This window comes from Actinospica durhamensis (assembly GCF_018139695.1).
In the GTDB taxonomy this organism is placed as follows: domain Bacteria; phylum Actinomycetota; class Actinomycetes; order Streptomycetales; family Catenulisporaceae; genus Actinospica; species Actinospica durhamensis.
Genome location: NZ_JAGSOG010000057.1, coordinates 1 through 12,948 on the forward strand (window position 1 = coordinate 1; position 12,948 = coordinate 12,948).

14 protein-coding genes are annotated in these 12,948 nt (G+C 72.9%); 11 read left to right on the plus strand and 3 right to left on the minus strand.

The window, feature by feature from the left end; translation table 11 throughout:
- Positions 1 to 235: 235 nt before the first annotated feature.
- The 5 genes from KDL01_RS13960 to KDL01_RS13980 all read left to right on the plus strand — a co-directional run bounded on the left by KDL01_RS13960 (position 236) and on the right by KDL01_RS13980 (position 4,735).
- Positions 236 to 556, plus strand: a complete 321-nt coding sequence (locus KDL01_RS13960; protein WP_212528894.1) for a hypothetical protein — start codon at positions 236 to 238, stop codon at positions 554 to 556.
- 354 nt (positions 557 to 910) lie between these two features.
- On the plus strand, positions 911 to 2,179 hold the full coding sequence (locus tag KDL01_RS13965; RefSeq protein ID WP_307846317.1) for a glycosyltransferase family 4 protein: 1,269 nt from the start codon (positions 911 to 913) through the stop codon (positions 2,177 to 2,179).
- A gap of 112 nt (positions 2,180 to 2,291) precedes the next feature.
- Positions 2,292 to 3,005, plus strand: a complete 714-nt coding sequence (locus KDL01_RS13970; RefSeq protein ID WP_212528895.1) for a class I SAM-dependent methyltransferase — start codon at positions 2,292 to 2,294, stop codon at positions 3,003 to 3,005.
- Complete coding sequence (locus KDL01_RS13975) at positions 3,002 to 4,090, plus strand: prenyltransferase/squalene oxidase repeat-containing protein (protein ID WP_212528896.1); 1,089 nt, start codon at positions 3,002 to 3,004, stop codon at positions 4,088 to 4,090. The genes KDL01_RS13970 and KDL01_RS13975 overlap by 4 nt, the downstream gene beginning before the upstream one ends.
- A gap of 282 nt (positions 4,091 to 4,372) precedes the next feature.
- A complete protein-coding gene (locus KDL01_RS13980; RefSeq protein ID WP_212528897.1) occupies positions 4,373 to 4,735 on the plus strand; it encodes an antibiotic biosynthesis monooxygenase family protein in 363 nt (120 codons plus the stop codon).
- 25 nt (positions 4,736 to 4,760) lie between these two features.
- Here KDL01_RS13980 and KDL01_RS13985 read toward each other — a convergent pair whose 3' ends face one another.
- Entirely contained in the window at positions 4,761 to 6,050 is a 1,290-nt protein-coding gene (locus KDL01_RS13985) for an MFS transporter (protein WP_212528898.1), read from the minus strand.
- A gap of 294 nt (positions 6,051 to 6,344) precedes the next feature.
- On the opposite strand from KDL01_RS13985, the gene KDL01_RS13990 reads away from it, so the two are divergent.
- Positions 6,345 to 6,659: a VOC family protein gene (locus KDL01_RS13990; RefSeq protein WP_212528899.1), complete on the plus strand. Its 315-nt coding sequence runs from the start codon at positions 6,345 to 6,347 to the stop codon at positions 6,657 to 6,659.
- 2 nt (positions 6,660 to 6,661) lie between these two features.
- On the opposite strand, the gene KDL01_RS13995 is transcribed toward KDL01_RS13990, so the two are convergent.
- Complete coding sequence (locus KDL01_RS13995) at positions 6,662 to 7,171, minus strand: CGNR zinc finger domain-containing protein (RefSeq protein ID WP_212528900.1); 510 nt, start codon at positions 7,169 to 7,171, stop codon at positions 6,662 to 6,664.
- 63 nt (positions 7,172 to 7,234) lie between these two features.
- Here KDL01_RS13995 and KDL01_RS14000 point away from each other — a divergent pair, with 63 nt between their 5' ends.
- Complete coding sequence (locus KDL01_RS14000) at positions 7,235 to 7,915, plus strand: hypothetical protein (protein WP_212528901.1); 681 nt, start codon at positions 7,235 to 7,237, stop codon at positions 7,913 to 7,915.
- A 24-nt stretch (positions 7,916 to 7,939) separates the two neighbouring features.
- Here the strand turns inward: KDL01_RS14000 and KDL01_RS14005 are convergent, their stop codons facing one another.
- Positions 7,940 to 8,905, minus strand: coding sequence for a LysR family transcriptional regulator (locus KDL01_RS14005; protein ID WP_212528902.1), 966 nt, complete (start codon positions 8,903 to 8,905; stop codon positions 7,940 to 7,942).
- A gap of 170 nt (positions 8,906 to 9,075) precedes the next feature.
- Between KDL01_RS14005 and KDL01_RS14010 the strand changes: the two genes are divergently transcribed.
- The 4 genes from KDL01_RS14010 to KDL01_RS14025 all read left to right on the plus strand — a co-directional run bounded on the left by KDL01_RS14010 (position 9,076) and on the right by KDL01_RS14025 (position 12,918).
- Entirely contained in the window at positions 9,076 to 9,768 is a 693-nt protein-coding gene (locus tag KDL01_RS14010; protein WP_212528903.1) for a GntR family transcriptional regulator, read from the plus strand.
- Between the two features lie 190 nt (positions 9,769 to 9,958).
- Entirely contained in the window at positions 9,959 to 10,867 is a 909-nt protein-coding gene (locus KDL01_RS14015) for a LysR family transcriptional regulator (RefSeq protein WP_212528904.1), read from the plus strand.
- Positions 10,868 to 10,966: 99 nt separating this feature from the next.
- Positions 10,967 to 11,986, plus strand: a complete 1,020-nt coding sequence (locus tag KDL01_RS14020) for a fumarylacetoacetate hydrolase family protein (protein WP_212528905.1) — start codon at positions 10,967 to 10,969, stop codon at positions 11,984 to 11,986.
- On the plus strand, positions 11,983 to 12,918 hold the full coding sequence (locus KDL01_RS14025) for a VOC family protein (RefSeq protein ID WP_212528906.1): 936 nt from the start codon (positions 11,983 to 11,985) through the stop codon (positions 12,916 to 12,918). Before KDL01_RS14020 ends, KDL01_RS14025 begins: the two co-directional genes overlap by 4 nt.
- Positions 12,919 to 12,948: the final 30 nt, after the last annotated feature.

A 12,948-nucleotide genomic window follows, 5' to 3' on the forward strand; every position in this document is an offset into this window, starting at 1 on the left:
GCTCCCCCACGCGCACGCCCGCCTTCGGCCACGCCTGCGCCGTACGCCAGCGGATCGCCATCGCGCTCGCGCTTTTCGGCGCGTCGCAAGCCCGCCGAGCCCGGTGTTCCCCCGTCCGGTGCCTCATCGGCCCTGGGCGGGGGAACAGGCGTTTGTGCCCCCACGTGCGCGGGCCATCTCCCTCGACGCCGGTGCGACGGTCCCGCCGGGACCGGCCGGCCCGAAGGAGGATCCCATGGCGCGCACTCGCGCCCCCGCGCATCGCGTCGCGGCTCTGGCCGCGCTCGGCACCCTGGCCGGACTCGGGGCTTTCGCCACGGCGGCCCCCGTCTACGCGGCCGAGGTGGTCGTCATCGGCGTCCGCACGGCCGCCGACGCCCTCGCCGCCGTCCCCGAGCCCGTCTCGCCCGTGCTGGCCGCCGCGGTCGTGCACGTGCCCGGCCTCGACCCGGCGCCGGCCCCCGAGCCCTCGCCGCTGCCCGAGCCCTGCCCGTGCCTGCTGAACCGGCACGACCCGGAGGACCTGATCAACCGGCTGCTCGGCGACTGGTTCTAGCCGCGCCCGGCGCGCTCTCCAGGCACGCTCGACGGCGTGATCCGTGCGGCCGCGTAGCGCGGACGCAGGTCACAGCTCTGCAACGACGCGTGATCGAACATACGCGCCAGCGCCGCCGGCCCGACTCGCGGCCGCGTCCGACCCGCGCAGACGCCACGTGCGTGCGACGCTTGCGGGTGGGGGCACGGCACCGGGCGGGCGACGTATGGGAGGGGTTTCGTGGCGGGTGGACAGGGTCCTGGGCCAGTTAGTTACCGACTGGTAAGATTGACTGACGATAGGATCGGCGCCCAGACGAGGCGGCCTCAGGCAGAGAGCCGAGCCGGTGGAGCCACGGGTAGCGAGGAGTCGGGCGTGACACGTCGTGCCGCGTTCGATCCGAACGGGTTGCGCATCGCGCTGCTGTGTTACCGGGGCAACCCGTACTCGGGCGGCCAGGGGGTCTACACCCGCAACCTCTCCCGGGAGCTGGCCGCACTCGGCCACCGGGTCGAGGTGTTCGCCGGGCAGCCGTATCCGGAGCTCGACGCGGGCGTGGCGTTCACCCCGGTGCCGAGCCTCGACCTCTACCGCGAGCCCGACCCGTTCCGCACCCCCGGCCTGCGCGAGTACCGCGACCTGATCGACCTGCTCGAGGTGGGCACGATGTGGACCGCGGGCTTCCCTGAGCCGCACACCTTCTCGCTGCGGGTGGCCCGGCTGCTGGCCCGGCGCCGGCGCGAGTTCGACCTCGTGCACGACAACCAGTGCCTCGGCTACGGCCTGCTGCGCCTGCCCCGGCTCGGCCTGCCGACCGTGGCCACCATCCACCATCCGATCCAGGTGGACCGGGCGCTGGAGCTGGCCGGGGCGACCGGGCTGCGCCGGATCACGCTGCGGCGCTGGTACGCGTTCACCACGATGCAGGGCCGGGTCGCCCGGCGGCTGCCCGAGGTGATCACCGTCTCCTCCAGCTCGGCCGCACAGATCTCCGAGCACTACGGGGTGCGGCCCGAGCGGATCAGCACCATCCCGATCGGCACGGACGTGGAGCGGTTCAGCCCCGACCCGTCCGTGCCGCGGGTGCCGGGGCGGATCGTGACCACCGCGAGCGCCGACTCCCCGCTCAAGGGGCTCGGCGTGCTGATCGAGGCCTTCGCCAAGGTGCGGGCCGAGTTCGACCACGCCGAGCTGACCGTGATCGGCAAGGCGAAGCCGAACGGCGCGGTGGAGCAGGCGATCGAGCGCTACGGGCTCGGCGGCCGGGTCAGGTTCGTCTCCGGCCTGACCGAGGACGAGCTCGTGCACACCCTGCGCTCCGCCGAGATCGCCTGCGTGCCCTCGCTCTACGAGGGCTTCTCGCTGCCCGCGGTGGAGGCGATGGCGGTGGGGCTGCCGCTGGTGTCCACCACCGGCGGCGCGCTGCCCGAGGTGGCCGGGGTGGACGGGCAGACCACGCTGGCCGTCCCGCCGGGCGACGCCGAGGCCCTGGCCGGGGCGCTGACCCGGCTGCTGCGCGACCCCGCCCTGGGCGAGCGGCTCGGCGGAGCCGCCCGGGAACGCGCGGTGACCCGGTTCACCTGGCGCGCCGCCGCCGCGGCCACGGCCGAGCGCTACCGCGCGGTCCTGGACCGCCCATGCTGAGACCGGACTCGAGCAATCGCGGGTGCGCCACCGGGTCGCACCCGCTCGTCCGGCACCAGCCCGACCCGGCCCTCCACCCGGCGGAGCCCGGCCCACCCACTCCGGAGAACGCATGCTGACCGTCGACTTCGACCGCTTCCCGATCGTGCCCGGAGAGCGGGTGCTCGACCTCGGCGCCGGTGCGGGCCGACACTCCTTCGCCCTGCTGCGCCGGGGCGCCGACGTCGTCGCGCTCGACTATTCGATGACGGAGATGGAGTCGGTGGCCGCGATGTTCGCGGCCATGCGCGAGGCGGGCGAGGTGCCCGAGCCGGCCGCCAGCCTGGCCGTGCGCGGGGACGCCTACCGGCTGCCGTTCCCGGACGCCAGCTTCGACAAGGTGATCGCGGCCGAGGTGCTCGAGCATCTGCCGGACGACGAACGCGCCTTCGCCGAGCTCGAACGGGTGCTCAAACCGGGCGGAAAACTCGCCGTGACGGTGCCGCGCTGGTTTCCCGAGCAGGTGTGCTGGGCCCTGTCCGACGCGTACCACGAGGTCGAGGGCGGCCACGTGCGGATCTACCGGCGCGGCCAGATCCTGGAGCGGCTGCGCGCGGTGAAGCTGGCCCCCTACGGCTCGCACCACGCGCACGCGCTGCACGCCCCGTACTGGTGGCTCAAGTGCGCGGTGGGCGTGGACAACGCGGACTCGCGAATGGTCAAGGCCTACCACCGGATGCTGGTCTGGGACATCATGAAGGGCCCCAAGACCACCCGGATCGGCGAGTCCCTGCTCAACCCGGTGCTCGGCAAGAGCCTGGTCGTCTACGCCGCGAAGCGCGCATGAGCGTCGCGCTGCTGGCCCGGGCCGGGGTGCTGGACCGGGCCGCGATCGAACGCACCGTCGAGCAGGTCGCCGCGCTGCAGCGGCCGGACGGCTCGATCCCGTGGTTCCACGGCGACAAGACCGACCCGTGGGACCACGTCGAGTCCGCGATGGCGCTGACCGCGGCGGGCCGTCCGGCCGCGGCGGCCGAGGCCTACCGCTGGCTCGCCGACCGGCAGAACTGCGACGGCTCCTGGTACGCCAACTACGCCGACACGGCGGAGGGCGCGGCCGAGGCGGCGGACAAGACGAAGGACGCGAACTTCACCGCGTACCTGGCCGTCGGCGCGTACCACCACCTGGTCGCCACCGGGGACCGCGACCTGGCCGGGGACCTGTGGCCGAGCGTGCGCCGGGCGATCGAGTTCGTGCTCGAACTCCAGCGGCCGGACGGCGCGATCCGGTGGAACCCGGAGACCGACGAGGCGCTGCTGACCGGGTCGAGCTCGATGTACCAGGCGCTGCGGTGCGCGGTGGCGCTGGCCGAGCGGGTCGGCGGGGTCTCCGGCCGCCGGGTGGCCGGCGCCTGGACGCAGGCCGCGGTGCGCCTGGGCGAGGTGGTGGTCGCGGCGGCCAGCGACGAGGCGCCCGAGGTGTTCGCGCCCAAGGACCGCTACTCGATGGACTGGTACTACCCGGTGCTCGGCACCGCCCTGCGCGGCGAGGCCGGACACGCCCGCATCGACGGGGACTGGGACCGGTTCGTGGTGCCGGGCCTCGGCGCCCGCTGCGTCGCGGACCGGCCGTGGGTGACCGGCGGGGAGACCTTCGAGCTCTGCATCGCCCTGTGGGCGCTGGGGCGGGCGGAGCAGGCCAGGCGGGTGCTGACGGACGTCCAGCACCTGCGCGACCGGGACGGGCTGTACTGGACCGGCTACGTGTACGCGGACAAGGCGGTGTGGCCGGAGGAGAAGACCTCGTGGACGGCCGGCTCGCTGCTGCTCGCGCTCGCGGTGCTCGGCGGGGAACCGGCCAGCCGCACCGTGTTCGGCGGCGGCCGGCTGCCCGCGGCGCTGCCGGCCAGGGCGAGCGTGCTGACGGCGTGACAGGTGATGCGGCGTCGGCGGCCGTTGCGGCGGCCGGCGCCCGCTAGCCGCTAGGGGCTGTGCGGGGTTCAGATCTAGATCAGCGGAACGGCTCAGCGCCGAGTCTGGGCGCCTGTCCGGAGCGCCCTCATACTCGGTCGTCTGTGGGCGTTCCGGACAGGCGGCCAGGCGAAGGCGATCAGCCGTTCCGCCTAGATCTGAACCCCGCACAGTCCCTAGCTTCTTGCGCCTCATGAGAATCCTGTTGTCACAGCCGGGACGCGCTCCCTAGCATCAGGGCTCGTGTCGACATCCTTCATGCGTCCCCAGCCGCCCTACTACGCCGTCATCATCACCTCGCAACTGACCGACGAGGACCAAGCCGGATACGAGCAGATGAGCCGCGCCATGACGGAGCTCGGCGTGCGCCAGCCGGGCTACCTGGGCCGCGAGGGCATGGTGGACGGCGCCGGCCGGGACTTGACCGTCATCTACTACACGGACGACGCGTCGATCCGGGCGTGGAAGGCCGACATCGAGCACCTCGAGGCGCAGCGGCTCGGCAAGGAGCGCTGGTACGAGAGCTACCACATCGAGGTGGCCCGGGTGGAGCGCGCGTACGGGTTCACGCGCACGCCGAGTCCCGAGCCCGTCCTCGAAGGCTGATGGCGCGAGGCTGATCAACCCGCGGTCACCCGTGATCGAGCGCGATAGCAGGGCCCTGTGCCCTGCCCAGCGAGCGGATCGGGCGCGCGGCCAGCAGGGCGACGGCGGTGAGGAAGGCCACTGCGACCCCCACCAGCAGCACGCGGTCGGTGCCGAACGCGCCGACCGCCGGGCCGGCCAGTGCGCTGCCGACGGGGTAGAGGCCGACGGATCCCGCGACCTCGTACGCGTGGACGCGGTTGAGCACCTCGCCGGGGACCTGGGTCTGCACGCTGGTGGCCCACATGACTCCCCACACCCCGATCCCGGCCCCGACCGCGACCTGTGCGGCGGCGAGCAGCCACACCGGCCAGCTGAGCACGAGGCCGAGCGGGTAGAGCGGGTAGGCGAACATCGCCACGGCCCCGGCGGCCAGCGGCCGGGCCGGCTTGTAGCGGATCGCCAGCACTCCCCCGGCCACGGTGCCCGCGCCCAACGCGCAGTTGAGCAGGCCGAAGGCGGTCGCGCCGTGTTCGGGCACGATGACGGCGGCGGCCACCGAGAGCTGCGGTCCCCAGGACAGCACGGCGAAGAACATCCAGATCACGATCACGCCCCAGAGCCAGCTGCGGGCCCGGAACTCCCGCCAGCCGACCGCCAGGCTGCGCCACAGGCCCGTACCGGCAGGCGGCGCGGGCACCGTCCCCAGCCGCAGCGCGAACAGGCACGTGGCGCTGGTTCCGTACGCCGCGGCGGAGATCACCATCACGAGACCGGTGGCGCCGAGCCCGACCAGTGCGCCGGCCAGCGCCGGACCGACCAGTCCGGTCAACGCCTCCGACGTACGCAGCACCCCGTTGGCGCCCTGCACGTCCGCGGCCACCAGCGGCACGATCGAGGCGGCGCCCGGCTGGAACATCGCGTTGGCGCTGCCGGCCACGACCAGCAGTGCGTAGAGCTGCCACAGGTGCGCGATGCCGTGCAGGAACAGGAGCGCGAGCAGCGTGTGGGTGCACAGGTTCGTCAGGTCGGCGCCGATCATCATCCGCCGCGCGGTGAACCGGTCGGCGAGCACCCCGCCGAACAGCACGAGCCCGGCGAACGGACCCACCAGGAAGGCCATCGCGTAGCCCGCGACGTCCAGGCCGTACCCGCCGCTGAGCAGTCCGGCCGAGACCGCGACCGGCAGCATGGCCCAGCTGAGCAGTCCGGCGCTGCGGGCGGTGAAGTAGAACCGGAAGTCGCGGGACCAGATCGCCGGCCGCGCGGTCACGGCCGCGGCCAGCGGCGCGTGCGCCACGTGCTCGGCGAGGCTTGACGGTGCTTCGTTCATCATGGTCGAATCCTGGAACATTGACATCGGTGTGAGGGTCAAATCCGAGAGTCGAGTCCGGGGCCGCGTTCCGACGCGTGGGAGGGGACGAGGTGCGGATCGGGGAGTTGTCGCAGCGTACGCAGACCTCGCGGAGATCCGCGACCTACGCCGACGCGCGACGGTCGGCCGGGGCACGGAGGATCAGGGAGCTGAGTCGGTGAAGAGCTCCGAGTTGGTCGAGGCCGTGTCAGCGGCGGCTGCGTAGCGGATGTCCACCAAGCCCGCCTTCTGATGAGTGCCGGGACAGGAGTGCAAGTGACCCAGAAATCCAGCGTGCGCGCGACCCTCGTGGTGCTCTATACCGCGCGCCTCGAGGAATGCCGAGACTTCTATGGCGGCCTCGGCCTGGAGTTCGCCGCCGAGCGGCACGGCCAAGGACCCGAGCACTACGCCGCCGTTCTCGCCGACAGCGCGGTTTTCGAGCTCTACCCGGCCAGACCCGACCGCGAGTCCGGCGCCCTACGCCTCGGCTTCGCCGTCATCGGCGCCGCCGCGACCCCTCCACTCGCTCCGGGCCGCCACCTCCTGACCGACCCCGACGGCCGGACCGTCGACGTGCACGCCGGCTGACCTCAGTCGTTCCCCGGGCCCTCAGTGTTCTTCGCCGTCCGGGCGCGGTAGGCGGCGACGGTCGTCCGGCTGGCGCAGGCGTTCGAGCAGAAGCGGCGGGTGCGGTTGCGCGACTGGTCCACGAAGTACCGGCCGCAGCCCGCGGCGGCGCAGCGGCCGAGGGTCACGGCCGGGTCGCCGGCGGCGAGGAGGGCGAGTTCGGCGGCGACGAGTTGGCCGAGCCAGCGTTCGGGCGGGGTGCCGTTGCGGCTGAAGTGGACGTGCCAGGCGCCGAGGCCGTCGTGGTCGGACAGGTGCATCTCGGGCGGGTATGCGCGCAGCAGTTGGTGCGCGGCGTCGGGGGCTTCGCCGTCGACCGACTGCGCCAAGGCCGCGCGCACCAGGTCGGGCAGTGCGCCGAAGTCGCCGTCCGGGGGCGCGGTGATGTCGTGCTCTGCGAAGAACGCGGCGACCAGCTCGCCGTGCTGGTCGAGGGTGCCGGTGTTGGCCAGTTCGACGGCCAGCCGCGTCACGTTCCCTACGTAGTCACCGTATTGCATTTGACCGCCTACATCGTCGCTTCTACTGTAGGCGCCATGATAACTGATACCACCTACGTGGCCCGGCACCTGCACCTGCTCGGCGAGTGGGATGCCGCACTCGCCGTCCTGGACCCGGACGCCGATCCGTTGCTGCGCGCGGAGATCGCCGTCGACCAATGGTTCTTCCGGCTCGAGGATCATGAGGAGGCTGAGAGGGCGGTCGCAGTACTCGATCCCGCCTCGCCCGCCGCGCAGCTGCTCACCGGACGGCTGGCCTACAGCCGCCTGCTGTTCCGGCGCGATCCCCGCGCCGACGACCGTGCCGTGGCAGAAGCCTGCTATCGCGCGGCGGCGGGCAGTGCGGACGAGCTGCAGCGCGGGTGGGCCGAGTACTACTGGGCCGTGCTGCTGGACAACATCGACAAGGACGAGGACGGCGCCCTCGCGCGCTACGCGACGGCTCTCGAGATCGCGACGAGGCTCGGCGACGGCTTCTTCGAGTCCTACATCATTCGGCACGTCGCCCACCACAGGGACCCTGCCGAGCACGTCAGGATGCTGCGCCGCTCGCTGCACCTGCGCGCCGCGCTCGGCGCCCGGCCGCAGACGCTCGCCGCGCAGGCCGAGCTCGCCTACACCCTGTCTGAGGACGACCCCGAGCGCGCCGAGCTGATCGAGGCCTACCGCCCGGGGGCGCGGGAGCTGCGGATCGCCTGGCTGCTGTCCGAGGACTGATCCGGCCGGCTCGCCCGGCCGGGCTCAGCCGATCTGGTGGGTGTAGGTGTCGGCGAACAGTGCCGTCTGGGCGCCGTCGTCGGCCGGGAGCGAGGCGGCGACCTCGACCAGGGTGCGGCGCAGCCAGGCGTGGTCCGGCGCGCCGGCCCGGTCGGGGTGCCACCACAGGGTCTCGACCAGGTCGACCCGGCCGAAGGGCGGGTCGACGATGGCCAGCCCGGCCGGGACGGCGACGCGGCGGGCCAGGCGCTCGGGCATGATCGCGACCAGGTCGGTGCCGGAGACGAGGAAGGGCAGCGGCAGCCAGCCGACGGTGCTCACCTGCACCCGCCGGCGCACGCCGAGTTCGTCCAGGACGCGGTCGGCCGGCAGCACGTGGGTGCGCCCGGAGCTGCGCACCGCGTGCGGCAGGACCTCGAGGTCGGCCAGGCTCAGCGCGCCGTCGCGCAGCCGGGGGTTGGCCGGGTCCACGATGCACACGAAGCGGTCCCGGAACAGCGGCTCGTGCGAGCCGTCGAAGCCGAAACCCAGCGGGCCGATCAGCGCGTCGCAGTGCATCAGGCCGCGCTCGGACTCGTGCATGTCCAGCGGGATCGCGTCGAGGTCCAGGCGCACGCCGGGGGCGAGTTCGGAGACGCGGCGCAGCAGGGCCTCGCCCAGGACGGTGATGGCGTAGTCGGTGGCGGTGAGCCGGAAGACGCGGTCGCTGTGGGCCGGGTCGAAGGCGCGGCCGGTGCCGAGGGCGGCCTCGACCGCGCTCAGGGTGCGCCGGACGGAGGGGACCAGGGTCTTGGCGAAGGGGGTCAGTTCGTAGTCGCGGCCGACCCGGACCAGCAGCTCGTCCTTGTAGTGGCGGCGCAGCCGGGCCAGCGCCGTGCTCATGGCCGGCTGGCTCTTGCCGATCTTCGCACCCGCCTTGGTGACGTTGCCCTCCTCCAGCAGAGCCTTGAGGGCGACCAGGAGGTTCAGGTCCGTCCCGCCGAGGGCCATGGGCCACCACCGTTCATGTCCACGCTTCGTCGCGTGTCACCGATAATGCGCCATCCCCGCCCGGCCCCCCCAGGCGGGTCGGCCTCGTGTTACCGGATTGTTACCAGCTGGTAGACAGTGCCGGGCACCGCCTCGGGGTCCGCGCGGCCGCCGCGGCTACCATGGGCCCCATGAGCCGCGCCGACTCTCCCGCCGACGCTCCGACGGCCGCCGTGACCACCGCCGCGCGCGACGGCGCGGGCCAGGTACGGGTCGCGGCCGGGCTGCGCACCGCGATCCAGTCCGGCGAGTTCGCGCCGGGGGCGCGGCTGGTCGAGGCCGATCTGATGGACCTGTTCGGGGTCTCCCGCGCCGGAGTGCGCCTGGCCCTGGCCGAGCTCGCGGCCGACGGCCTGGTCGAGCGGGTGCAGAACAAGGGCGCGCGGGTGCGGGTGGTCGGGATCGCGGAGGCGGTCGAGATCGTCGAGTGCCGGATGGTGCTGGAGGGGCTGTGCGCCGCGAAGGCGGCCGGCCGGGCCACCGCGGCCGAGCACGCCGAGCTCAGGGGGCTGATCGGGCGGATGCGGGCGGCGGCCGAGGCCGGGGACGCGCTCGGCGCCTCGGAGCTCGGGCACCAGGTGCACCGGCGGATCCAGGAGATCTCCGGCCAGGTCACCGCGCTGCGCACGATCGAGCGGCTGCGTGGACAGCTGGTGCGGCATCAGTTCCGGCTGGCGCTGCGGCCCGGACGCGCGCGGGAGTCGCTGAGCGAGCACGCCGCGGTGGTCGAGGCGGTGATCGCCGGGGACCCGGAGAAGGCCGAGGCGGTCATGCGCGAGCACCTCAGGCAGGTGGCGCGGGCGCTCGACCCCCGCAACGCATAGGGCTGGGACACACGCGGCACCCGGCCCGCCGCCCCGCCCACGGTCCCCGGGGCGGCTCGCCCGCGACCGCCGTCCGCGCGCCCGTGGCGCCCCGACGCCCCGTCCCCGGCGGGCCCGGGATCGGTTATCGTCTCTCCTAACCCCGCGCCGACCTGCGCGGGAGCGGTGAGATTCTCATGAGAGGGCAGGCGTGGCCGACGTAGGAGGCATCGATCTCAACCTGCTCGTGGCCCTCGGCGCGCTGTTGGAAGACCGCAACCTGACCCGCGCGGGCGTGCGCATCGGCATGAGCCAGCCGGCCATGAGCGCGGCGCTGGCCCGGCTGCGCAAGCACTTCGGGGACGAGCTGCTCGAACGCGAGGGGCGCGGCTACCGGCTGACCGAGCTCGGCGGGCAGCTGCTGCCGACGGTGCAGGAGGCGCTGCGGCAGATGGAGGCGACCATGGACCGCTCGCCCGAGTTCGACCCGGCCGACTCCGACCGCGAGTTCTCCATCGCGGCCTCGGACTACACCGTCTCGATCCTGGCCGATCCGCTGCTGCGGCGGGTCAAGCAGGCCGCGCCCGGCATCCGCTTGGAGCTGCACCCGATCCCGACCGACATGTCGTTCTCCGCACACGGCATCGCCAAGCACGACGTGGTGGTCGGGCCGCTCGGCTACGACTTCCCCGGGCGCCGGATGGAGCTGTTCCGGGACCGGTTCGTGTGTCTGGTGGACCCGGCCAATCCGCGGCTGCGCGAGGGCCGGCTCACCCTCGAGGACATCTCCGAGCTGCCGCACGCGGTGCCGACCTTCGGGCACGAGGCGCCGACTCCGGCGGATCGTCAGCTGGACCTGCTCGGAATCTCCCGCCACGTCCAGGTGACGGTGGTGGGCTGGCTCACCGTGCCGTTCGTGGTGGCGGGCACCGGACTGCTCGCGATCGTGCCGGAGCGCCTGGCCCGGCGGGTCGCCGACACGGTGCGCCTGGTGATCGTGGATCCGCCGTTCGGCCGGGTGGATCTGGTGGAGACCGCGTTCTGGCATCCGAGCCGCGCCGCCGATCCGGCCGCGCGCTGGCTGCTGCGCACCCTGCAGGAGACCGCCGCAGCGCTCTGACCCGACCGTCCACGCAGGTCAGGCAACTATGTGTGGGGGCATGGCTGGCATCGCGGATCGGTATTTCCGCTTGATCGTCGGCGCTCCTAGCCTCAAGCCATGACCACAGCACAGCCTTCCGCGCCGTTCGCCCTCGGCGTCTTCGGCGCCGGCCCGGGCGCGAGCGCCTCGTCCGGCTTCCCGGGCCTGGTGCGCGGGGACCGGGTGCTCGACGTCTCCGGGCTCGGCACCGTCAACGCCCTGCTGTCCGACTGGGACGCTTCCTTCGACCGCCTGGCCGAGCTGGCCGTGACCGCGCCGGAGCGGGACTGGCTGGCGCTGGCGGACCTCGAGGTGCGCTGCCCGGTGCAGCCGCGGCAGATCCTGCAGTGCGGGGCGAACTACCGCAAGCACGTGGTGGACATCGTCCTGGCCGAGCGCCGGGCCGACGTGTCGACCACCGGCCACAACTCGGACGTGCCGGAGCACGAGGCGCGCGCCTGGGCCGAGCAGATGATGGACGAGCGGGCCCGCACCGGAAGCCCGTACGTCTTCAGCGGCCTGCCGAGCGCGCTGACCGGCCCGCACGACGACATCGTGCTGCCGACGCGCGGCACCAAGCACGACTGGGAACTCGAGCTCGCACTCGTCATCGGCCGCCCGGCGCGCCACCTGACCCGCGAGCACGCACTCGAGTACGTGGCCGGATACACGATCTGCAACGACGTGACGACCCGTTCCCTGGTCTACCGGCAGGACCTCAAGGCCATCGGCACCGACTGGTTCGCGGCGAAGAACGCCCCGACCTTCCTGCCGACCGGGCCCTACCTGGTGCCCGCCGCGTTCGTGCCGGACCCGGCCGCGCTGCGCATCACCCTGACGCACAACGGGGTGGTCCGGCAGGACGAGTCGGTCTCCGACCTGCTCTTCGACATCCCCTCGATCCTCGTCTACCTCACCTCCGTCACCGAGCTGCGTCCCGGCGACCTGGTGCTGACCGGTTCGCCCGCGGGCAACGGGATGCACTGGGGCGTGTTCCTGGACGAGGGCGACGTGCTGGAGGGCACCATCACCGGCCTCGGCACCCAGCGCAACACCTGCGTGCGCGAGGAGAACCAGAACGCGAAGGACGCGCCATGACCGACAGCCTGATCACGCATCTGCGCCACGTGGACCTGGCGATCCCGGACTACGAGCGGCAGCTGGCGTTCTACACCGACGTCTGGGGTCTGACCCAGGTGGCCGGGGACACCGGGATCGCGTTCCTGGCCGCCGAGGGCTCGCCCGAGCGGTACGTGATCCGCCTGCGCAAGGACGCCAAGCGGCTCGACCTGGTCTCCTTCGGCGCCGCGAGCGCCGCGGACGTGGACACCCTGGCCGAGCACCTGATCGCCCGGGGCGTGCCGCTGGTGGCCGAGCCGGGCACGCTCGAGACCGAGGGCGGCGGCTACGGGCTGCGCTTCTTCGACCTCGACGGACGCACCATCGAGGTCTCCGCCGACGTCGAGACGCGCACGCACCGGCGGATCGAGGAGCGCGAGTCGATCCCGGTACGCCTGTCCCACGTCGTGCTCAACGGCACCGACCCGGACCGCACCGCCCAGTGGTACACCGACACGCTCGGGTTCCGCCTCAGCGACACCCTGGCCGGGGCGGAGATGGGCACGGTGATGAACTTCATGCGCTGCAACCCGCGCCACCACTCCATCGCCTTCGCCCGCGGGCCGCACGTCTCGCTGCACCACGTCTCCTTCGAGCTGCGCGGCATCGACGAGTTCATGCGCGGCTCCGGCCGGGTGATCCGCTCCGGCGCCAAGCTGGTGTGGGGCCAGGGCCGGCACCTGGCCGGGGACAACACCTACTCCTACTTCCTGGACCCGCAGGGCAACACGATCGAGTACACCACCGAACTGGCGGAACTCGACGAGGACGCCTGGCACCCGCACATCTACGACATGCACGACGAGGCCATCCAGGACCAGTGGGGCACCGCGAACCCGATGAACGAACTCGTGGCCCGCGAATCCTTCAACGACCTCGACCCGGGGCTGTTCACCGCCCCGCCGGTCTGAGCGCGCCGCACTCCTCCCTCCCTCCTTCCC